The following is a 21,483-nucleotide window of genomic DNA, read 5'->3' on the forward strand; positions in this document are numbered from 1 at the left end:
AGTCCCTGAAGCGAATAGCCCCCGGCCAGATGGCCGGGGGCTTTTTCATGCGCGGAGGGTTCGTGAGGGGTGGCTGCGGGGCCTTAGCCCCGCATCAGGTCCGGCACGATGCTGACGATCTGCGGAAAGAGCGCGATCAGGAAGACGAAGGCCGCCATGATCAGGAAGAACGGCATGGTCGCGCGGGTGATCTTGCCGATGCTGTCGCCGGTGAGGCGTTGCAGAACCGTCAGGTTGAAGCCCACCGGCGGCGAGATCTGCGCCATCTCGACGACGATCACGATGAACACGCCGAACCAGACCTTGTCGTAGCCCGCGGCCTCGACCAGCGGCAGGGTGATCGGCAGCGTCATGACGATGATCGCCAGCCCTTCCATCACCATGCCGAGCAAGATGTAGAACACCAGCAGCACGGCGATCAGCGCCAGCGGCGACAGGCCCCAGCCGTTGATCACCCCGGCGATGTAGCGCGGCAGGCCGAGATAGCCGATGGCGGTCGACAGGAACATGGCGCCGACCATGATGAGGCCGATCATCGCGCTGTTCTCGGCGGCCTGACGGGCGGCGGCGAGCAGCCCCTTGAGGTCAAGTTTGCGCTGCGCGAAGCCGATGACCATGGCGCCGATGACACCTGCGGCTGCGGCCTCGGTGGGCGAGGCGATGCCGCCATACATCGAGCCGATCACGAAGACGATCAGCAGCAGCAGCGGGCCAAGGTCGGTGAGCGCGCGCAGCTTGTCCATCAGGCTCGACGGGGGCGGGGCCTCGCCGATGGTCTCGGGCGAGAGTTTCGCGCGGATGCCGATGTAGCCCATATAGGCCACCGCCAGCAGCGCGCCGGGCAGGATGCCCGCCATGAACAGGCGCAGGATCGATTCCTCGGCCATGACGCCGTAGATGATCATGATGGTCGAAGGCGGGATCAGGAACCCCAGCGTGCCAGCGCCGGCCAGCGAGCCGATCACCAGATCGCGGTCGTAGCCGCGCTTGAGCAGCTCGCCCGCAGTGATCCGTCCCACCGTCACCGTGGTCGCAGCGGACGAGCCGCAGACCGAGGCGAAGAGCGTGCAGCCCAGCACGTTGATATGGGTCAGCCGCCCCGGCACGCGGCGCAGCCACGGGGTGAGGCCGGTGAAGAGCGAGGCCGAGATATTGGTGCGGAACAGCACTTCGGCCATCAGGATGAACAGCGGCAGCGCCAGCAGTTCCGGCGAGGAGAGCACGTTCCACGATTGCTGCGAGAGCAGTTTCAGGAAGGGCATCTGCGGGCGGAACAGTGCGATCATCGCCACGCCGGTGGCAATGAGGCCAAGGCCGATCCACAGGCCCGAGCCCAGCAGCAGGACCATGATCCCCACCAGGGAGGTTGCAATTTGCGTCATCGCGGCGCCTTTCGGGAAGTGTCTGTGTGGGGTGCGTCGGTGTGCAGGGTCATTCGATCGCCGCGCCTTCGGCGAGCCGTTCACCGCGGCTCAGCCGCAGCAGCTGCGCCGCGCATTGCAGCGTCAGGACGATGGCGCCAAGCGCGACGAGGCTCTGCGGCCAGACCAGCGGCGTGCGCACGACGGTGGCGGAGGTGGAGCCGCGCTGGAACGACAGCCATGCCATTTCGCTCAGCGCCCATGCGAGCGCGGCGCAGGCGGCAAGACCCGCAAGGCAGGCGCCGAACTCGAGCAGGCGCGACAGCGGACGCGGCACGCTCTCCAGCACGGCGGTGACGCGCACATGCGCGCCCCGGCGCAGCGCGTCGGCAGAGCCCAGCATGAAGGCGGCGCCCATGGCATAGGCTGAATAGTCCCAAGAGAAGGGCAGCGAGCTTCCAAAGAGATTTCGCGAGACGATCTCGGCGGTGATCATCACGAGGATCGCCAGCAGAGCGAGCCCGGCGATGAGGTTGCCCGCGCGCGTCACGGCATCAATCGGCGCGATGAGCGCGCCAAACCGCCCCGAGGGTGTCGAGGCGGGGGGCTGTTCCGGGCTTTGGCTCAGGCTGTTGTCCGAACTGTTGTCCATGGCGTTCACCATCCTTGCGGCCTTCTATTGGGGGCAGAATGCAGGACCGGGCCCCTGTGCCGGGGCCCGGTCCGCTGGATCACTCTCCGCGCACGGCGAGATAGTTGTCGATCACCGGCGCGGCTTCGGGCACGCGCTCTTTGAACGCGTCCCAGAGCGGGCGGGCGGCCTCGATCAGCGCGGCCTGAAGCTCTTTGGACGGGGCCGAGACGGTCATGCCGTTCTCTTTGAGCGTGGCGATCTTGGCGGCGTCCTCATTGGCCGAGTTCAGCCAGAAGTCACCCTCGAGCGAGGCGGCCACTGCTTCGATCGCTTCCTGATCTTCGACGTCCAGCGCGTTCCACGCGTCGAGGTTCACGGTGACGATGTTCGAGGAGGCCTGCCAGTTGAAGGTGCTCATGTTGTCCATGAACTCCCAGAAGGCGCCATCGACGCCGGACGACGACGAGGTGGTCACGCCCTTGATGGTGCCAGCGGCGAGCGAGGGAACCACTTCGCCCCACGGCATCTGCAGCGGCGCGGCGCCGAGCGCGTTGAAGAAGGCGTCGCCATTGGCGTCGACGACGCGGATGGTCAGACCCTTGAGATCCTCGATGGTCTCGATCTTGTTCGGCGAATAGACCGCCTGACCGGGCCACGGGGTCATGTAGAGCAGCTTTTGGTTCATGCCTTCGGCGATGTCCTCGACCATTGGGCGGTAGAACTTGTGCAGCAGCGCGAGGTCGGGAAGCGTCGGAGCGAGGTAGGGCAGGGTTTCGACACCCAGCGCCGGGTTCTCGCCGACCTGCTGGCTCATCAGGATGTCGGCGATCGGCACCAGACCGTCACGCACGGCGGCCATGCCTTCGGGGCCCTTGATGCCAAGCGCGCCGCCCGAGTGCACGGTGATCTGCACGTCGCCATCGGTGGCTTCGGCGACCTGCTCTGCGAAGGTCATCGCGTTCTTGGTGTGGAAGTTGCCTTCCGGCCAGACCACGGACATGTCCCATGCTGTCTGTGCCGCGACAGCCGAGCCCAGCGTGATGCCCAAGCTGGCGATGGCGATGCCGATTCCATGTTTCATTTAGAGAACCCCTGTTGGCGTTTTTCACGATGACCGCTCACCGCGATCTGCGGACTTTCAGTATACCACCTGTATCCGTAAGGAAGGCTGTGAGCGATTAAACCTCACCCGAGACATGAAGTGCATAATATTTAGGCGACTTTGGCGCAGTATAGTCCGAAAAATGGACGGGTTGAATCAAATGCCGCAGCGGCAGCTGCGGCAGAAGGGCTGCACCCCGAAGCGCGAGGCGGAGAGGGGGACTGCGGCGTTTTTGGCGAACGCGGGCGCGAGGCTCAGCGCGCGAGTCGGCCCTGCACGCGGGATTTGACCTCTGCGGGCTCGTCGCCAAGCGCCTGCATCAGGGCGCGCAGATCGTTGCGCGTGCCGTGCAACTGGTCGACGAGATGCATCACGAGGCCAAGCGCATCGTCGTTCAGGTCGAAATCGTCGCAGAGATCGCAGAGCAGCTCCATCCGGGCGACATCGACCTGCCGATAGACCGCTCTGCCCTCGGTCTCGGCGGGCGCGATCACCTCGGCCCGCAGAAACCGGCTGAGACGCGTGCGGTCGAGCCGCGCGACGGCGGCGATCACCTCTTCTTCGGAATAGAAGACGCTGGTCATGCCTTGGCCCTCCAGTCTTTGCGCGGATCATAGGCGTGGGTTTGGCTCCAGCTTTCCATGAAGCGGCTCAATGCGGCGTCCACCTCCTTGGGCATGACGACCTGCAATTCGATCCGTTGATCGCCGGCGGGGCGGCCCGCGCGCGCCACGCCGCGCCCGCGCAGGCGCAGAACCTGTCCGCTGCTGGCCCCTTTGGGCACCGTCACCTTGACCGGCCCGGCAATCGTCGGCGCCTCGACCTTGGCTCCAAGCACGGCCTCATAGAGGGTGATCGGCAGGGTGATTACGATGTCGTCGCCGTCGCGGGTGAAGATCGCATGCGGTTTGACCGACAGCGTCACATAGGCGTCGCCGGGGGCACCGCCGCCATGACCGGGGCCGCCTTTGCCGCGCAGCCGCAGCGTGGTGCCATCGGCCACGCCCTTGGGAATTTTAACCTCAAGATTGCCGCCTCCGGGCAGCGTGATGCGCATGCTGCCGCCGTTGGCCGCCTCGAGGAAGGGCACTTCCAGCGCGTATTGCGCATCGGCGCCGCGGGCGCGGAAGCTGTACTCTTGGTAGCCCTCGCCGGGGTGGCCGCGCTGCCGCCGCAGGAACTCGGCGAAGATGTCGGCCTCGTCGCCAAAGCCCTCATAGCGTGGGCCCTGACGGTAAGGGTTGTTGGGCTGCTCGGCAAAATCGCGGTAGAACTGGCGTTCCTGCGGGCGTTCCTGCCCGCTGGCGTCGATCTCGCCGCGGTCGAAGCGGGCGCGCTTTTCCGGGTCCTTGAGCAGTTCGAACGCCGCGCCCGCAGCCTTGAACCGAGCCTCGGCCGTCCCATCGCCGGGGTGCAGGTCGGGATGGCTCTCCTTCGCGATCTTGCGATAGGCCTTCTTGATCTCATCCGCGCTGGCGGTCTTGGACACGCCAAGCACGTCGTAGGGGTTGTCGCTCATCTGCCGCTCCACCCGTGAGTCCGCTGGCTCCGAGTAGAGCGCCTTCCGGCGCGTGCCGCAACAGCTGTGCGCACCCTAGGGCGCTGGCGCAGCGTGCAGATCTGCGCAGGCGGGGCAGGCGCGCCCCGCCACCGTCAGAAATCGAGCCCGAGATCGAGGGTCGACACCGAATGGGTCAGCGCGCCCGAGGAGATGTAATCGACCCCGGTGGCCGCGACCTCGGCGATGCGCTCGAGCTTCATGTTGCCCGAGGCTTCGAGGACCAGCCGCTCCGCGGTCATCGCCACCGCCTCGCGCAGGGTGGGCGTGTCCATATTGTCGAGCAGCACCACGTCGGCGCCGCCCTCGTCCAGCACTTCGGCCAGCTGATCGAGCGTATCCACCTCGATCTCCACCCGCACCATATGCGAGGCCTGCCCTTTGATCGCCTGCAGCACCGGGCGGATGCCCCCCGCCGCGGCGATGTGGTTGTCCTTCACCAGAATGGCATCGGACAGCGAGAACCGGTGGTTGAAGCCGCCGCCGTGCAGCACCGCCTGTTTCTCGACGAGGCGCAGGCCGGGCGTGGTTTTCCGGGTGCAGGTGATGCGCGTGTCGGTGCCGCGGGTCTCGGCGACGAAGGCCGCAGTCATCGTGGCGACCCCCGACAGACGGCCCGCGAAGTTCAGCGCGACGCGCTCGGCAGAGAGGATCGAGGCGGCGGGGCCAGAGATCTCCATCAGCACGTCGCCGGGGGTGATCGGATCGCCATCGAGCTTGTGCTGGGTCAGCACCAGCGAAGGATCGACCATGTGAAACGCCATGCGGGCGATCTGCATCCCCGACACCACGCCCGGCTCGCGGGCGCAGAGCCGCGCGGTGTAGCGCGTGCCCTCGGGGATCACCGTGCGGGTGGTCAGATCGCCATAAGTGCCCAGATCCTCCATCAGCGCGCTGCGCACCAGCGGGTCGAGGATCATGTCGGGCAGCGGGGGCAGGGACATCAGGCGGGTTCCTTCTGGAGCGTATCGCGAAGGCGCAGGGCCTCCGTCAGGGTCATGCGGCTGCGGGAGCCGGTCTCGGTTGTTGCTTGCGTGGCGTCCGAGCGGAAATGCGCGCCGCGGCTCTCGGTCCGCGCCAGCGCGGCGGCAGCGATCAGCGTTGCTGTGGCGGTCATGTTGCGCAGCGCCGTGCAATGCGGCTGCGCGGCCTCGACCTCGGCGATCTCGCGCAGGCAGGCGGAAAGGCCCGAGGCGTCGCGGATCACCCCCGCACCCGCCGTCATCGCCGCGCGCAGCCGGGCGACGAGAGCGGGGTCGGGAACCTCGGCGGGGCCGGTCTGCGGCAGGATGAGCTCTGGCGCGTCGGTCGCCTCGCTCGCCTCGCCAAGCGCGGCGGCCATATCGGTGGCGCAGCGGCGGGCGTAGACCAGCGCCTCCAGCAGCCCGTTCGAGGCCAGACGGTTGGCGCCGTGCAGGCCGGTCGAGGCGACCTCACCGCAGGCCCAGAGCCCGCGCAGAGAACTGCGCCCGGCGGCGTCGGTCTCGATGCCGCCCATATGGTAATGCGCGGCGGCGGCCACCGGGATGGGCTGCTGCGCCGGGTCGATCCCGGCGCGGGCGCAGGCGGCGGCGACGCCCGGAAACTCCTGATGGATGCGTTCGCCGAGCGCGGCGCGCGTGTCGAGCATGGGGCGCAGCCCGGCGCGGCTTTGGGCATAGACCGCGCGGGCAACCACGTCGCGCGGCGCCAGTTCGCGATCGGGATGCTGCCCGTCCATGAAGCGCTCGCCCAGCCGGTTGATCAGCACCGCCCCCTCGCCGCGCAGCGCCTCGGTGGCCAGCGGCGCGGGATCGAGCCCGATGTCCATGGCGGTGGGGTGGAACTGCACGAACTCCATGTCGGCCATCACCGCGCCCGCGCGGGCGGCAAGCCCGGCAACCTGCCCGCGGATGCGCGCGGGGTTGGTGGTCAGCGCATAAAGCCCGCCAGAGCCGCCGCCCGCCAAGAGCACCGCCGGAGCGGTCACGGCGACGGGCGCGCCGCCGCCCGAGGGCGCCAGTTCGACGCCGCTGACCCGCCCCGCCGCACTGCGCAGCCCGGTGGCGAGCCAGCCCTCGAGCAATTGCACCGAAGGCGTCTGCCGCAGCTGCGCGGCCAGCGCGCGCATGATCTCGGCCCCGGCCTGATCGCCGCGCACCCGCACCACGCGGGCAAAGGCATGGGCGGCCTCGCGCGACAGCAGGTAGCCGCCCGCCGCGTCGCGGTCGAAGGGCGCGCCGAGATCGGTGAGGGTGAGGATATGGTCCCGCGCCTCGCGGGTGACCGAGCGCGCCACCTCCGCGTCGACGATGCCCGCCCCGGCGCGCAGCGTGTCGGCGGCATGGGCTTCGGGGCTGTCGGGCTGCGCCATGGCGGCGGCGACCCCACCCTGCGCCCACGCCGAGCTTGCGCCACTGCCCAGCGGATCGGGCGAGACCAGCAACACCGGGCGCGGCGCCAACGCCAGCGCCGCGTAGAGCGCCGCAAGACCGGCGCCGACGATCACCACCCGGCCGGTGGATATCTCTTGCATGGGCTCAGGCAGCGCTGCGCTGCGACAGATCGATCATCCGCTGCACCGCCAGCCGCGCGCCTTCGGCGATGGTGGGATCGACCTCGACCGCGCCCTCCATGCTGTGCAGCGACCACAGCACCTTCTCGAGGGTGATCATCTTCATGTAGGGGCACATGTTGCACGGGCCGACGAACTCCACGCCCGGCAGCGCGTCCGAGATGTTCGAGGCCATCGAGCATTCGGTGACCAGCATCGCCTTGCCCGGCTGCTCGCGGTTCACATAGTCGATGATCCCGGCGGTGGAGCCGGAGAAATCTGCCTCGGCCACCACGTCGGGCGGGCATTCGGGGTGGGCGATGATGCGGGTGTCGGGCTGCCAGCTGCGGAAGTCGCGCAACTCGGCGGCGGTGAAGCGTTCGTGCACGATGCACGAGCCGTCGTACCAGACGATGTTTTTTTGCGGCACCTGCTTGGCGACGTTCTGCGCGAGGTATTTGTCGGGGGTCATGATGACCGTCTCGGCGTCGAGCGCGGCGACGATCTGCGCGGCGTTTGACGAGGTGCAGCAGATGTCCGACGCCGCCTTCACCTCGGCGGAGGTGTTCACATAGGTGACCACCGGCGCGCCCGGATAGCGGCGGCGCATCTCGGCGATTCCCTCGGGGGTGATGCTTTCGGCCAGCGAACAGCCCGCGTCCATATCGGGGATCAGCACGGTCTTCTCGGGGCTGAGGATCTTCGAGGTCTCGGCCATGAAATGCACACCGCATTGCACGATCACATCGGCCTTCACCTTGGTGGCCTCGATCGCCAGTTGCAGGCTGTCGCCCACGACATCGGCGATGCCGTGATAAATCTGCGGCGTCATGTAGTTATGCGCCAGAACGACGGCGTTGCGCTCTCTCTTCAGGCGGTTGATCGCCTCGACATAGGGGGCGTGGATCGCCCAGTCGGCGGGCGTCACGACGCGGCTCATGCTGGCGTAGAGATCGCCAAGCCGTTCCGCCGCCTCGAGCGAGGGTGCGAGGTCGTAATGGCGGCCGAGCGTGTCGGCGATGGTGGTCTGGTCGAGCATGACCTGCTCCTCCTCAGGGTCTTGTGCCGACGTCCGGCATTAGACCCAAGCTGACCTAAGGACAAGGCGGCGGGGCGATAAAGTGAACCATTGTGTCGCAGGCAGCCGCGCCGGATGACCGGGCACAGGCGGCGTATTTCGGTGATTGACCGGCGGCACTCAGCGCCTATGCTCGGGCCAACGTCAGGGGAGTCCCGCCATGGGGACTGAGAGGCTGACAGGGACGCCGCGGCGTCCCGGTGACGCGACCCTTTGAACCTGACCCAGTTGACGCTGGCGTAGGAAGACCGAAGGGCAATCTTCTCCGAAGCAGCACGCGCGGGGTGGTCCTTTCGGGCCATCGGGCCCTGTTGTGCATCCATATGCGCGGGGCCTGTGGCCCCTTTCTCCGTCCATCCTCGGCTTTGGGTCTTTGGCTTGGGTCCTTTGGTTTGGGGCTTTGTGAGGAGGAGCGCGCGATGGACGAAAGGATTTCTGTGCTTGGCGGCGGTGTAGCGGGGCTTTGCGCCGCGCTGGCGCTGGCCGAGCGCGGCCTTGAGGTGGAGCTGATCGTGCCCGAGGGTGCGCCGCCACCCGCCTCAAAGCTGGCGGGCGGGATGCTGGCACCCTTCTGCGAGGGGGAGAGCGCCCCGCCCGAGATCACCCGGCGCGGACAGGCGGCGCTTGGCTGGTGGCGGGCACGCACGGCGAGCTTTCGCCAGAGCGGCACGCTGGTCCTCGCCCCGCCGCGCGACCGGGCGGAGCTGACCCGCTTTGCCCGCGCCACCACCGGCCAGACCCTCGTCGATCCCGGCACGTTGGAACCCGAGCTTTCGGGCCGCTTCGCCTCGGGGCTGTTCTTTGCCGAAGAGGCGCATCTCGATCCGGGCGCGGCCATGGCGGATCTGCGCGCGGCGCTTGCCGCGCGCGGGGTGCGGAGGCATGGCGGCGCGCCCTCGGGGCGCATCGTGGATTGCCGGGGTATGGCGGCGCGGGACCGTTTGCCCGATCTGCGCGCGGTGCGGGGCGAGATGCTGGAGCTTCATGCACCCGGCGTGCGGCTGACCCGCACCATTCGGCTGCTGCACCCGCGCTTTGCCTGCTACATCGTGCCGCGCGCCGCGGGGCGCTACATGATCGGTGCGACGATGATCGAAAGCGCGGACCCCGGCCCGGTCACCGCCCGCGCGGTGATGGAACTGCTGTCGGCGGCCTACACGGTGCACCCCGGCTTTGCCGATGCGGCGCTGATCTCGGCGGGGGCGGGGCTGCGCCCGGCGTTCCCCGACAATCTTCCGGCGCTGCGCCGCACGCCGGGACGCATTCATCTCAACGGTATGTATCGCCACGGGTTTCTTATGGCGCCGGTCCTTGCCGAGGATCTGGCGGATGAGATCGTGGCGCAAAGGGAGAAGACCCATGCAAATTGATCTCAACGGCCAGAGGCTGGCCACGACTGCCAAGACGCTGGAGGGGCTTCTGGCCGAACAGGGCGTGGACGCAGGCAGTGTCGCCACCGCGCTCGACGGGGCCTTCGTGCCGCGCGGGCTGCGCGCCGCAACGCCGCTGAGCGAGGGCGCGAAGGTCGAAGTTCTGTCGCCGATGCAGGGGGGCTGAGCGATGTTTTATGGCGTTGACCTGCCGTCGCGGCTGATGCTGGGCACGGCGCAATACCCTTCACCGGCGGTGCTGGCAGAGGCGGTGTCGGCCTCGGGCGCCGGGGTGATCACCGTGTCGTTGCGGCGCGAGGGGGCGGGCGGCGCTGCGTTCCGCGATCTGCTCACGGGCACCGGCTGCCGCCTGCTGCCCAACACCGCGGGCTGTCATACCGCGCGCGAGGCGGTGACCACGGCGCAGATGGCGCGCGAGATCTTCGGGACCAATTGGATCAAGCTCGAGGTGATCGGCCATGCCGACACGCTGCAGCCCGATCCCTTCGCGCTGGTCGAGGCGGCGCGCATCCTCTGTGCTGAGGGGTTCGAGGTGTTCCCCTATACCACCGAGGATCTGATCGTGGGCGAGAAGCTGCTGGAGGCGGGCTGCGAGGTGCTGATGCCTTGGGGGGCGCCGATCGGCTCGGGGCAGGGGCTGCGGCACCGCGAGGCGCTGCGGAGCATGCGGGCGCATTTCAAGGGCGTGCCGCTGGTCATCGACGCCGGGATCGGCGCGCCGAGCCAAGCGATGGAGGCGATGGAAATGGGCTTCGACGCGGTGCTGCTGAACACCGCCGTGGCCAAGGCGCTGGACCCGGTGGGCATGGCGCGGGCTTTTGGTCAGGCGGTTCACGCGGGGCGGCTGGCGTATGAGGCGGGGCTGATGCCGCGCCGCGACATGGCCGAGGCCTCGACGCCGATCTTCGGCATGGCGGATCTGGCATGATGGGGCTCGATCGCTTTTACCTGATCACCGGCCATGTGAACCGGCTCGAACTGCTGGTCCCGCAGGGGGTCAAACTGGTGCAGCTGCGGCTCAAGGACCTGCCCGAGAAAGAACTGCGGCGGCAGATCGCCCGTGCCCGCGACCTTTGCGCCGTGCATGGCGCGCAGCTTGTGGTCAACGATCACTGGCGCCTCGCGCTCGACCTGCGCTGCCGTTTCGTTCATCTGGGGCAAGAGGATATGGACGGTGCCGATTTCGCCGCGCTGCGCCGCGCGAATATGCGCTTTGGCCTGTCGACCCATGATGAGGCCGAGCTTGAGCGCGCGTTGGCGCTGGATCCGGCCTATGTGGCGCTGGGACCGGTCTATCCGACGCTGCTCAAGAAGATGAAATGGGGCCCGCAGGGGCTGGACCGGGTGCGTGCTTGGAAGCGCCGCGCGGGCGATGTGCCGCTGGTGGGCATCGGCGGGCTGACGCCTCAGCGCCTGCCGGACCTCTTTGCCGCTGGGGCGGACAGCGCGGCGGTGGTCACCGACATTCAGCAGGCCGCGGACCCCGAGGCGCGCTGCCGCGAGTGGATCGCCGCGACGCGCAAGGTGCTCGCATGAGCCGTTACGCGCGGCAAATCTGCCTGCCCGGTGTCGGTGCGGCGGGGCAGGCGCGGCTGGCCGCGGCGCGGGTGCTGGTTGTCGGCGCCGGGGGGCTTGGCTCGGCGCTGCTGCCGCTGCTCGCCGGGGCGGGCGTTGGCGCGATCCGCATCGTCGATCCCGACGTGGTGGAAGAAAGCAATCTGCACCGCCAGACGCTTTATGCCATGGCGGACCTCGGGCGGCCCAAGGCCGAGGTGGCGGCGGAGCGGCTCGCGGCGCTGAACCCCGGCTGCACGGCGCGGCCACGGGTGGCGCGGCTCGACCCGGCGCTGGCGGGCGAAGAGATCAGAACGGCCGATCTGGTGGTGGATGCCGCCGACAGCGTGGCGGTGACCTACGCGCTGTCGGACCTTTGCCTTGCGGCGGATCTGCCGCTGATCAGCGCCTCGGTGGTCGGAACCTCGGGCTATGTGGGGGGCTTTTGCGGCGGAGCGCCAAGCTATCGCGCGGTGTTTCCCGACCTGCCCGGCCGGGTGCAGAGCTGCGCCTCGGCGGGGGTGATGGGGCCGGTGGTGGCGGCGCTCGGCGCGTTGCAGGCGCAAATGGCGCTGGCGGTGCTGCTTGGGCATGTGCCTTCGCCTTTGGGGCAGATGCTGACGCTGGATGCCGGGGCGTGGCGGCCGGCTGGGTTTCGCTTCGATGGCGCGCCCGAGCCGGAGGTGGCCGGTCCGAAGGTGGTCGCGCTTTGCGACCTGACCGAGCGCGACCGGGTGATCGACCTTCGCGGCCCTGACGAGGCGCCCCACCTGCCGGTGCCTTGGGCCGAGAGAATGGCGCTGGAGGAGGTTGGCCGCAGCGTAGTCGCCGCCAAGGGTCGCACCGTGCTGGTCTGTGCAAGCGGCCTGCGGGCGTGGCGCGCGGCGCAGGGGTTGCTGCGCGAGGGGGCGCGTGACGTGGTGATCGCGGCGGCGGGCTGAGCCTTGCTCAGCCCCACATGTCGCGCATCTTGGCGGCGACGTCGATCCGGCCCGGTGCCGGAGCCGCCGCGCCGGGCTGCGGCGCGGGCGACCAATGGGCGCTGTCGAAATGCTCCAGCATCTCGCGGGTGATGAAGCGGGTGCGCGTGGCATAGACATGCCGGTCACCGCCGCGCCGCTGCTGCGTGACGTAGAACCGCAGCGGCAGGCCCAGCGTCAGCCGGTCCTTGGCGCGGGTCATCGCGACATAGAGCAGGCGGCGCTCTTCCTCGAGGTCCTGCGTGGTGCCGGTGCCGAGGTCCGAGGGGATGCAGCCGTCGACGGCGTTGAGCAGATAGACCGATTTCCACTCCTGCCCTTTGGCCGAATGGATGGTCGAGAGGATGAGATAATCCTCGTCCTTGAGTGGCACGCCCGAGCGGTCCGAGGTGGCATCGGGCGGATCGAGGGTCAGCTCGGTCAGGAAGGCTTCGGCCGAAGGGTAGCCCGCGGCGATTTGCTCAAGCTGCAGCAGGTCGTTGCGGCGGGTGTCGGCATCCTCGTGGATGCGCTCCAGATGCGGCTCGTACCATGCGCGGGCAAGGCCGATGGCGGCGGGCCATGGCGCGCGGGTGGTCATCGCGGTGACGAAACCGGGCCAGTCGGCCTCGGCTTTGGCGGGCGGGGCGACATCGTTCAGCGCGGCGGCGGGATCGGGCGCAAGATCGAGCGCGTCCAGAATGTTCGCCGCCGACTTTGGCCCGATGCCGGGGATCAGTTGCAGCACCCGGAACCCCGCCACCCGGTCGCGCGGATTGCGGGCGAGGCGCAGCACCGACAGCAGGTCCTTCACATGGGCGCTGTCGAGGAACTTCAGCCCGCCGAATTTCACGTAAGGCACATTGCGGCGGGTCAGCTCGGCCTCGAGCTGCACCGAATGGCTGGAGGTGCGGAAGAGCACCGCCTGCTGTTTCAGCGTGGTGCCGGTCTCGCGGTCCGCAAGGATGCGGTCCACCATATAGCGCGCCTGATCGGCCTCGGTGTTCACCGTGACGAGCCGCGGTTTCTCGGCAGAGGCGCGGGTGGTCCAGAGGTTCTTGGTAAAGCGCTCGCGGGCCTCACCGATCACCGCGTTGGCGGCCTCCAGGATGGGCACGGTCGAGCGGTAGTTGCGGTCAAGCGTGATGACATCGGCGGGCGGCGTGAAGGCGGCGGGGAAGTCGAGGATGTTGCGCACGGTCGCGGCGCGGAAGGCATAGATCGATTGCGCATCGTCGCCCACCACGGTCAGCCCGCGGCCATCGGGTTTCAGCGCCATGAGGATGCGCGCCTGCAGGCGGTTGGTGTCCTGATACTCGTCGATCAGCACATGGTCCCACGCGCTGCCGATATGCGCGGCAAACTCGGCGTCCGACATCACCTGCGCCCAGGCCAGCAAGAGGTCGTCATAGTCGAGCACGTTCTGCTCTTGCTTGGCTCGGACATAGGCGCCGAAGAGACGTTTCAGCTCGTCTTCCCACATGGCGCACCACGGGAAGTGGTCGCGCAGCACCTCCTCCAGCGGCGCGCCCGCATTCACCGCGCGCGAATAGATCGCAAGGCATGTGCCCTTGGCCGGAAAGCGCTTTTCGGCCTGTGAAAAGCCGAGGGCGTTGCGGCAGAGGTTCATCAGGTCGGCGCTGTCCTCGCGGTCGTGGATCGAGAACTCGGGGTTCAGCCCGATCGCGGGCGCATGCTCGCGCAGCAACCGCGCGCCGATGGCGTGGAAGGTGCCCGCCCATGTCAGCGCCTCGGCGACGATGGCGGTGCCCATGGCGCGGGTGGTGATCGCCTCGACCCGGCGGGTCAGTTCGGTGGCGGCGCGGCGCGAGAAGGTCATCAGAAGGATGCGCTGCGGATCGGCGCCGTTCAGGAGCAGATGCGCCACGCGGTGCGCCAGCGTGCTGGTTTTGCCAGAGCCCGCGCCCGCGATCACCAGCAGCGGCGGCCCGGCGCGCGTGTCGCCGGGGGCGATGCCGAAGGTGGCGGCGGCGCGCTGCGCGTCGTTCAGCGCCGCGAGAGGGTTCTGAAGAGTGTCTGCCTGTGCCATGTCCTGCCCGGTTCTGCCTTGCCCGATCTTGCCCGATCCTGCCTTGCGGCAACGTTCTGTCAGGGCAGAATAACGAATTCAGAACATAAAGGGAACTTTGAAGTCTCGGGACGTCTTGGATGGGGCGGGTAGCAGAGCAGAAGCGCGGGGCGCGCCGGGACAGAGCCCGGCGCGTCATCTGGCTTTGGGGATCAGTCGGCGTATCGGTCGGACGGCACCAGCAAAACGGTTTCGTCGTCGTAAAGCTCGGCGTCTTCGTAACGCTCCGCCTCGTAGTGCTCGGCCTCCTCAAGTGCGTCCGGGTTCAGCGGCGCAGTGCCCTGCAGCGCGGCGGCGACGGTGTCATCGTCGGGATTGGAGGCCCGCACCGCGCTCAGCACATCTCCTTCGTATTCCGCAGGCAGGATGTCCTTATAGGCGGCGAGCACAGCGGTTTCCGCGTCGGCGACCGAATTGGCCGCATTGGTCAGGTCGTGCTCTTCGGGAATGCCCGCGTCGATCACCTCCTGAGCGTCGTACAGGTCTCGCGCGCTTGGGCGGTCCAGCCCGGCGATCTCGGCCTCGGCGGCGGTGGTATCGGGATAATCGAGCACGTCCTGCGCCGCGAGCTTTTCGGCTTCGGTCGCCTCGGGGTCTTCCAGCGTCGCAAGGGCCACGGCCCGCTCCGCCTCGGTCGGGCGGTTCTCGACCAAGGCGAAGGCATCGGCCAGATCGAGCGTGCGCTGCGCCGCGTCGTAGGTTTCGAGCGCATTGGCGGCTTCTATGAGGTTATGGTCGGCGACCGCCAGCGCGGCGGCAAGGCTCACCGGACCGCTGCCGGTGGCATAGGTTCCATTGGCGATATGCGCCGCCTTGGCCTGCGGGCTGGAGTTGAGCGCGCCGTTGAGCTTGCCGAGGTTGCGCGGATGCAGGGCATCGTAGTCTTCGGCCAGTTCCGGGGTTTCGCGCAGCGCCGTGCGCTGCAGTGGCGGGCGCATCGAGCGTTCCGGGGCGGATCGGGTGGGGGACAGCGACACCCGCTGCGCTTTCGGGGCCTGCCGCTGGACGGTGGCTGTGCGTTGCGCGCCGCGGCTGCCGGTCACCCCGAGCAGGTCTCCAAGCGCGCTCTTCCTCAGGCTCTGACCGAGCGACCTGAAATCATCGCGGATGGCTTTGCCGAGGTGCGCGCTGGTCTGCCGTCCGTTGCTGGTGCCGCCCTTGTTGCCGCCGCCATTGGACTTGGCCTTGCTGTGGCCGTTGGCTTTGCCCTTGCCGGAGTTGCCCTTCTCGCCGCCTTTGCCGTTGCCATTGTTCTTCGCATGCGCCGCGCCCACCGTTGCGAGGGTCGCGACCGGCGCGACCACACATGTCGAGAGCACCAGCGCCGAGACGCCCACTTTGAAAATTCCGAACATCACGTCCTCCCTGCCGTCTTTCGGCGCCGCAAGACAAGCGGCGCCACCTCCCCAATGCCCGCTTATCGGGGCGTGAATGGGGCGGACCTTCAACAATCGCAGGATGCCGAAAGGGAACCCCAGCTGCTTTCCTGCGGACACAGAGACTTAGCGAAGAGCGCGTCCCAGTCTACAGGCGTGGCTTTGGGGCGGTGCTAGGGGCGGTTTTCCGCCGTTTGGCAGGCTGTCGGCTGGGCTGTCAGGTGCTCTGTCTTGGGGGCGGACCCCCTCAGGTCTTCGGCGTCTTCGCCTCGGCGTAGCGCTTGTAATTGTCGAGGATCGCCTGCCAGCCGCCCTGTTGCATCTCGACCGAAGCCTCGGGGTCGGGATCAAACTGGGTGGTCACCTCGGTGCCACCCGGCCCCGGCTCAAACACCGTGCGGGCGAGGCGGCCATCGTCGAGCCGCAGCGCCAGCACATGCGGCGGGTCGACCGCCTCATAGGTGGCGGTGAGGTCAAAGCCAAACGACCCGTCTTTCGCCTCCATCCGCGCCCAATGCTTGCCACCGACTCGCAGGTCCACGCGCGCCGCAGGGCAGTGCCAATCGGGCGAGGCAAAGTTCCACGCCATGATCGCCTCGGGCGTCGTGAACGCGTGCCAGGCTTCGGCGGGAGAGCAGGCGACCGTGGTTTCCACGGTGATCATCTCGGGCTGGGACATGGTGAAAGAGCCTTTCGGGCAAAGACATGCGGCATCAAGCGCGCGCCTGTCAGCCTGCCACGCGCCGAAGGTCAAAGGAATGGCGACGAGGGTCTGCCCTGCTGCCTTGGCGGAGAGCTGCGCGGGCGCGGCTTTGGGGCTGTCCGTGCTATACTGCGCGCACCGATGCTCGAACGACAGGAGGAGGTCATGGGCAAGTCGGAGGTAGACGCAGAAACGGGGCAAATCTCGGCTGAGGCGGCCCGCGTGTATGAGGCGTTTTTCGTTCCCGCGCTTTTTGGACAGTTCGGGCCGTGGCTGGTGGAGGCCGCCGGGCTGCACGGCGGGGGCAGGCTGCTGGACGTGGCCACGGGCACCGGGGTGGTCGCGCGCGCGGCGCTCAAGCGCGGGGCCAGCGTCTCGGCGGTGGACATCAACGAGGGCATGCTCACCGTGGCGCGCGAGATTGAGCCGCATATAGATTTTCAGCATGCAGCGGCAGAGGCGCTGCCCTTCGCTGACGACAGTTTCGACGCGGTGACCTGCCAATTCGCGCTGATGTTCCTGCAGGACCGCGTGGCTGCGCTGCGCGAGATGGCACGGGTCTGCCGCCCGGGAGGGCGCGTCGCCGTGGCGGTCTTTGAGGCGTGGGAGAAATCGCCGGGATACAACGACCTCATCCCGCTGCTTCAGGAGGTGATGGGCCCCGAGGCGGGCGAGGCGCTCAAGGTGCCGTTCTGCCTTGGCGATGAGACGGCGCTTGCAGCGCTGCTTGAGCAAGCGGGGCTGGGCGGTGCCGAGATCATCCACAAGACCGGGCAGGTGCGCCATAGGTCACTGAAGACATGGCTCGACACCGAGATCGGTGGCTGGACGCTTGCCGATATGGCGACGCCGGAGGTCATGCGATCTTTGGAAAAGGCGGCGGAGGAGAGGCTGGGCAAATACCGCAACAGCGATGGCACGGTGTCCTTCGACGCGCCTGCGTTCTTTGCCGTGGCCAGGGTCTGAGGGTGGGCTGAGGGCGGCCTGGGGGCGTACTGAGCGCCGTCAGATCGACGCCCAGTCGGTGAAGCGCCATGTCTGCGGCATGCGCGGGCCGGGGTGCGGTTGCGGGCGGCGCGTGGGGGTCTTTTGGGGGCTCATCGGATCGGCCTTTCTGGGAAGTGTTTCGACACTCAAACCCTGCGCCGATTGCGTTTCACCCCGATGCCGGCCCGATGCCCGTCGGTGTTTCAATTGTATTCGGAAACGTGGCGGGCGCAGTCAAAGGCGCGCGGTGATGCCTTCCAGTGCCCCCGGCGGGTTCGGGCGCGTCACGAACTCGGGGCGGCGCTTTTCGTAAAAGGCGTTGCCCCCGGTGGTGAGCACGTAATGCATGTTGTTGTAGGAGGCCCGGTAACTCGCCGCGTGAAAGAACTGCGCGTTGCCGATCAGCGGGTGGCGTTCTCCCTGCAGTACCGACAGCGCCGCTTCGCGCACCGCCAGCATCGAAGAGCCGCTCATCTCGCGGGTCATGACGCCGGGGGCGAATTGGTTCTTCTGCCCGACCACGCCGCAGACCGAGCCGGGAAAATCGCTCGAGGCCACACGGTTCATCACCACGCTGCCGACGGCGATCATGCCGTCGCGGCTGGAGCGGATCGACTCGAAGTACATGGCGCGTTCCATGCATTCCAGTTCTCCGGGAGTGTGCGACCGCCGCCCTCCGCCGCAGGCCGCAAGCATGAGAAGCGCCGTCCCCATCAGAAGGGCAGGTCCAATGGTTCGTGTCGCTTTCATTCTGCTCTGCCTCCAGCCTTTGACGCGGCTTGTTCATAGGAAAGCCTAACGGGCCTTGGCGGGAGGGATCAATGCTTCTGCTGTGGTGGGGATCATCGCGCGGCGCGACAGGCGCGGGCGCGCCACATATCGGCCACTCGATGCGTCTTCAGCTGCGATCCATCCGCAAGGCGCGCGGCGTGCGCGCCAGATGCGACGGCGGCATGCCCTTGGCCTTGCGAAACGCCGTGGCAAAGGCGGCGGGGGTCTCGTAGCCCGCCACATGCGCGGCCTCCAGCACCGAGGCCCCCGCGCGCAGCGCCGCGGCGGCCTTTTCCATCCGCACCTCGCGCAGCCGCGCCTTCACCGTCTGCCCATAGGCCTTTTCGAACATCCGGCGCATGGTCGACACGCTGATCCCGCCGGAGCGCGCCACGAGATCAAGCTCGGGCATCGGCCCCGGCGCGCTGGCAAAGGCCTCCATCCGAGCCAGCCGGTCGCGTTCGGCGCGCGTCAGATCCGGCCCCACATGCAGCAGCGAGGCCATCGCAAAGCGCACGAGCGACAGGGCAAAGGCCTCTTGCTCCAGAACGCGGGCGGCGCGGCGCGTGCCTTCCTCCATCGGGGCCAGCAGCTTCTCCGCCTGCGCGATTTCCTGTTGCGGCACGGGCCATGCCTCATACCGATGCGCGCGCCCTTCGAGCACGTCGTCCATGCCTAGCTCGTGCCGGGCGAGCCAATCCCAAGACAGGGCGACAGTGATCTTCCGCAGCCGCTGGCCGCCGGTAAAGCGCCGCCGGAAGTCGGTTGGCTGCGCGGTTGCGCTCAGAACCAGCTGCACCGGGCCGCCCTTGCTGCGACCAAAGCAAAAGGCGGCGCCATCCACATGCGCCGACACCGAGCCTTCCAGGACGAGATGCAGCATGAGGTTGGCGGGGCGCGTCATGCGGGTTTCGAAACTGGTCTCGGCAAAGGCGTCATGCAGATTCACCGACAGGCCCAGCGGGGTGGACGCGCCAAGGCAGCGGCCGCGCAGCGCGACCTGCCCGGCGGCGAGAGTCGTGCCGAAGTCGGCGCTTCGTCCGAGCAGCACTTGTTCGATTTCGGCACGTCCGATCTGCGCCATTTCGGCAAATTCCCCAGCGAGTTTGATGTTTCCGGACAGGACTCTGAACGTTCCGAAAAGGTCCGGCAGTAGCAGTGTCGCAGCTTCGCACGTAATAATCTAGTAAAATAGTCAGAATATACGAGGGTCCAATGTCCACAACCACAAGAAGGCCGATCAGACTGGTCTTGCTGCTTTCAACATCGCTTTCGACGCCAGCCTTTGCGCAGGACGATGTCTATCTTGGTGAGCTCACCATCGACAGCGCGAGCTATGAAACCGAAGGCACCAACAGCTACACCACCGACCGCATCTCGGTGGGGGAAAAGGCCAGCATGGCGCCGCGCGATGTGCCGCAGTCGAGCTGGGTGGTGACGCGCAAGGTGATCGAAGACGCGGGCTATACCGCGCTCGAGGAGGCGCTGGCCGACACGCCGGGTATCATGATCCTCAACAACGACGTGGGCCGCTCGTCGATCTTCTCGCGCGGGTATGAGTTCGATTACCTCTATTTCGACGGTCTTCCCGCGCCGGTCAGCTCGATCTACGGCACCCAGCCCGACCTTTCCATCGTCGACCACGTCGAGGTGCTGAAAGGCCCGGCGGGTCTGTTCATCGGCACCGGTGAGCCTGCGGGCTCGATCAACATGCGCCTCAAGCAAGCCACGGCCACCGAGCTTACCGGTTATGGCACCATCTCGGCGGATTCCAACGGGCAGGCGCGGGCCGAGGTCGATGTGTCGGGCGCGCTCAACGAGGAAGGTACGCTGCGCGGCCGCTTCGTGGCGGCCTATGGCGATGGCGAAGGCTTTGTGGATGAGACCGAGAACGGCGTGACCTCGCTCTACGGCACGCTGGCATGGGATCTGTCGCCCGACACCAAGCTGACCTTCTCGCTCAGCCACATGGAGCGCGATATCTCGCCGTTCAACGGTCTGCCGACCTATGAAGACAACGATCTGATCTGGACTGATGCCTCGACCACCACGGCGATGGATTGGAACGACTTCGACAACGCCACCACCGACGCGGTGGTCGCTGCCGAGCATTTCTTTGACAATGGCGGGCGGGTGAAATTCTCGCTGCGCAACTCGCATCAGGAAGCCGATTTCCTCTACGCCTATGCCGGCTCGGCGGCGGAGGAGGACAACACCATCTCGCGCCTTTCGTGGCTGGCCCGCGATTTTGAGCAGGACAGCCTCGCGCTCGACCTGCACACCGAACTGCCGTTCGAGCTGGGCGGCTGGACCGGCGTGGCCATCGTTGGCGCAGATTGGCAGAAGACCGACAGCACCATGTATCAGGCTCGCGGCGCCATCTCCGGCAGCTGGGATCTGGACGATTGGGACAGCTCGTCGGTTGCCAAGCCCGACGTGGACTACAGCACCAAGACCGAGACCGAGGCGGAATCCACCGGCCTCTACACGCAGCTTCGGGTGAAGCCGATGGAGGCGCTGACCCTGATCGGCGGCGCGCGTCTGAGCTGGTACGACGGCACCGTGGACACCGAGACGCTCTCGACCGGCGCGGTCGCGACCGAGGAGTATGACGTCGATGCGCAGGTCACCCCCTTCGCCGGGCTGACCTACGACGTCACGCCGAACACCACGCTCTATGCCAGCTACTCCGAGATCTTCATCCCGCAGTCCGAAGTGGACAAGAGCGGCGATCTGCTCGACCCGATCGAGGGCCGTCAGGTCGAGCTGGGCGTCAAAGCGCGGCTGGCTTACGGGCTCGACGTGTCGGCGGCGCTGTTTGATCTGCGCGAGGTCAACCGCCCGGTGCAGGTGGTCGACGAGGACTATTACGAGGCCGAGGAAGAAGTCTCGTCGCAGGGCTTCGAACTGGGCGTGGCCGGGGAACTTGCCGAAAACATCCACCTGTCGGCAGGCTACACCTACACGTGGACCGAATATCTTAACGGCGACGACGAGGGCGATGCCTTCTCGACCTACACGCCCGAGCATATGTTCAAGCTGTCGGGCGCCTATGACGTCACCGAAGGCGCGCTGCAGGGCTGGAGCTTTGGCGGCCGGGTGACTTGGATGTCCGAGTTCTCGTCGCGCGGCATCGAAGCGCCGAGCTATAGCACCGTCGATCTGATGGCGTCCAAGACTTGGGACAATGATCTGGTGCTGCGCATGGGCGTCGATAACGTCTTCGACGAAGAGTATTACGCCCGCGTCGGCAGCACCTCGGTGTTCAACTTCCGCGGCGAGCCGCGCACCTTCAACGTCTCGCTGACAAAGTCGTTCTGACCCTTTGGCACCGCTCCCGGCGCACTAAGCGCGCCGGGGGCTCAGGACGGGCCCCGCCGTTTGTTT

At 67.5% G+C, this 21,483-nt stretch carries 20 protein-coding genes and 1 riboswitch; of the genes, 7 read left to right on the forward strand and 13 right to left on the reverse strand.

All coding sequences use genetic code 11. From position 1 onward, the window contains the following. Nucleotides 1-83: 83 nt before the first annotated feature. From G0A00_RS21230 to nadA, 8 genes are all read right to left on the reverse strand, one after another. A complete protein-coding gene (locus G0A00_RS21230; RefSeq protein WP_164182913.1) occupies nt 84-1,382 on the reverse strand; it encodes a TRAP transporter large permease in 1,299 nt (432 codons plus the stop codon). 49 nt (nt 1,383-1,431) lie between these two features. After that, nucleotides 1,432-2,013: a TRAP transporter small permease subunit gene (locus G0A00_RS21235; RefSeq protein WP_164182911.1), complete on the reverse strand. Its 582-nt coding sequence runs from the start codon at nt 2,011-2,013 to the stop codon at nt 1,432-1,434. Between the two features lie 79 nt (nt 2,014-2,092). After that, nucleotides 2,093-3,076 (reverse strand): TRAP transporter substrate-binding protein, encoded by a 984-nt coding sequence (locus G0A00_RS21240; RefSeq protein ID WP_164182909.1) that lies wholly within the window; start codon nt 3,074-3,076, stop codon nt 2,093-2,095. Between the two features lie 275 nt (nt 3,077-3,351). After that, entirely contained in the window at nt 3,352-3,681 is a 330-nt protein-coding gene (locus tag G0A00_RS21245) for a chaperone modulator CbpM (RefSeq protein WP_066111632.1), read from the reverse strand. Further along, a complete protein-coding gene (locus G0A00_RS21250; RefSeq protein ID WP_164182907.1) occupies nt 3,678-4,616 on the reverse strand; it encodes a DnaJ C-terminal domain-containing protein in 939 nt (312 codons plus the stop codon). The genes G0A00_RS21245 and G0A00_RS21250 overlap by 4 nt, the downstream gene beginning before the upstream one ends. Before the next feature lie 134 nt (nt 4,617-4,750). After that, complete coding sequence (gene nadC / locus G0A00_RS21255; protein WP_164182905.1) at nt 4,751-5,599, reverse strand: carboxylating nicotinate-nucleotide diphosphorylase; 849 nt, start codon at nt 5,597-5,599, stop codon at nt 4,751-4,753. Next, a complete protein-coding gene (locus tag G0A00_RS21260) occupies nt 5,599-7,170 on the reverse strand; it encodes an L-aspartate oxidase (protein WP_164182903.1) in 1,572 nt (523 codons plus the stop codon). The genes nadC and G0A00_RS21260 overlap by 1 nt, the downstream gene beginning before the upstream one ends. Nucleotides 7,171-7,174: 4 nt before the next feature. Further along, nucleotides 7,175-8,227: a quinolinate synthase NadA gene (gene nadA / locus G0A00_RS21265; protein ID WP_164182901.1), complete on the reverse strand. Its 1,053-nt coding sequence runs from the start codon at nt 8,225-8,227 to the stop codon at nt 7,175-7,177. 175 nt (nt 8,228-8,402) lie between these two features. Next, a riboswitch (TPP riboswitch) is annotated at nt 8,403-8,529 on the forward strand. A 156-nt stretch (nt 8,530-8,685) separates the two neighbouring features. Between nadA and G0A00_RS21270 the strand changes: the two genes are divergently transcribed. From G0A00_RS21270 to G0A00_RS21290, 5 genes are read left to right on the forward strand one after another with little or no spacing between them, the layout of a single operon-like run. Further along, nucleotides 8,686-9,636, forward strand: coding sequence for an FAD-dependent oxidoreductase (locus tag G0A00_RS21270; RefSeq protein WP_164182899.1), 951 nt, complete (start codon nt 8,686-8,688; stop codon nt 9,634-9,636). Continuing rightward, the gene (thiS, locus tag G0A00_RS21275) at nt 9,626-9,823 is read left to right on the forward strand and encodes a sulfur carrier protein ThiS (protein ID WP_164182897.1); all 198 of its coding nucleotides are present in this window, start codon (nt 9,626-9,628) and stop codon (nt 9,821-9,823) included. The genes G0A00_RS21270 and thiS overlap by 11 nt, the downstream gene beginning before the upstream one ends. A gap of 3 nt (nt 9,824-9,826) precedes the next feature. Beyond that, nucleotides 9,827-10,585: a thiazole synthase gene (locus tag G0A00_RS21280; protein WP_164182896.1), complete on the forward strand. Its 759-nt coding sequence runs from the start codon at nt 9,827-9,829 to the stop codon at nt 10,583-10,585. Further along, nucleotides 10,585-11,193 (forward strand): thiamine phosphate synthase, encoded by a 609-nt coding sequence (locus G0A00_RS21285; RefSeq protein WP_203595471.1) that lies wholly within the window; start codon nt 10,585-10,587, stop codon nt 11,191-11,193. Before G0A00_RS21280 ends, G0A00_RS21285 begins: the two co-directional genes overlap by 1 nt. Further along, nucleotides 11,190-12,152: a HesA/MoeB/ThiF family protein gene (locus G0A00_RS21290; RefSeq protein WP_164182894.1), complete on the forward strand. Its 963-nt coding sequence runs from the start codon at nt 11,190-11,192 to the stop codon at nt 12,150-12,152. The genes G0A00_RS21285 and G0A00_RS21290 overlap by 4 nt, the downstream gene beginning before the upstream one ends. A gap of 7 nt (nt 12,153-12,159) precedes the next feature. Here the strand turns inward: G0A00_RS21290 and G0A00_RS21295 are convergent, their stop codons facing one another. From G0A00_RS21295 to G0A00_RS21305, 3 genes are all read right to left on the reverse strand, one after another. Continuing rightward, nucleotides 12,160-14,220, reverse strand: a complete 2,061-nt coding sequence (locus tag G0A00_RS21295) for an ATP-dependent helicase (protein WP_164182893.1) — start codon at nt 14,218-14,220, stop codon at nt 12,160-12,162. Nucleotides 14,221-14,411: 191 nt separating this feature from the next. Continuing rightward, nucleotides 14,412-15,614 (reverse strand): hypothetical protein, encoded by a 1,203-nt coding sequence (locus G0A00_RS21300; RefSeq protein WP_164182892.1) that lies wholly within the window; start codon nt 15,612-15,614, stop codon nt 14,412-14,414. Nucleotides 15,615-15,882: 268 nt separating this feature from the next. Next, a complete protein-coding gene (locus G0A00_RS21305) occupies nt 15,883-16,314 on the reverse strand; it encodes an SRPBCC domain-containing protein (protein ID WP_164182891.1) in 432 nt (143 codons plus the stop codon). A 189-nt stretch (nt 16,315-16,503) separates the two neighbouring features. On the opposite strand from G0A00_RS21305, the gene G0A00_RS21310 reads away from it, so the two are divergent. Then, nucleotides 16,504-17,304: a class I SAM-dependent methyltransferase gene (locus G0A00_RS21310; RefSeq protein ID WP_164214277.1), complete on the forward strand. Its 801-nt coding sequence runs from the start codon at nt 16,504-16,506 to the stop codon at nt 17,302-17,304. Between the two features lie 255 nt (nt 17,305-17,559). Here G0A00_RS21310 and G0A00_RS21315 read toward each other — a convergent pair whose 3' ends face one another. Further along, a complete protein-coding gene (locus G0A00_RS21315; protein ID WP_164182873.1) occupies nt 17,560-18,075 on the reverse strand; it encodes a cell wall hydrolase in 516 nt (171 codons plus the stop codon). Between the two features lie 148 nt (nt 18,076-18,223). After that, on the reverse strand, nt 18,224-19,180 hold the full coding sequence (locus G0A00_RS21320) for a helix-turn-helix transcriptional regulator (RefSeq protein WP_164182871.1): 957 nt from the start codon (nt 19,178-19,180) through the stop codon (nt 18,224-18,226). Between the two features lie 167 nt (nt 19,181-19,347). On the opposite strand from G0A00_RS21320, the gene G0A00_RS21325 reads away from it, so the two are divergent. Then, nucleotides 19,348-21,417 (forward strand): TonB-dependent siderophore receptor, encoded by a 2,070-nt coding sequence (locus tag G0A00_RS21325; protein ID WP_235953136.1) that lies wholly within the window; start codon nt 19,348-19,350, stop codon nt 21,415-21,417. The last annotated feature ends 66 nt before the right edge of the window (nt 21,418-21,483 follow it).

It is taken from the genome of Salipiger sp. PrR002, from assembly GCF_010500775.1.
Lineage (GTDB): Bacteria > Pseudomonadota > Alphaproteobacteria > Rhodobacterales > Rhodobacteraceae > Salipiger.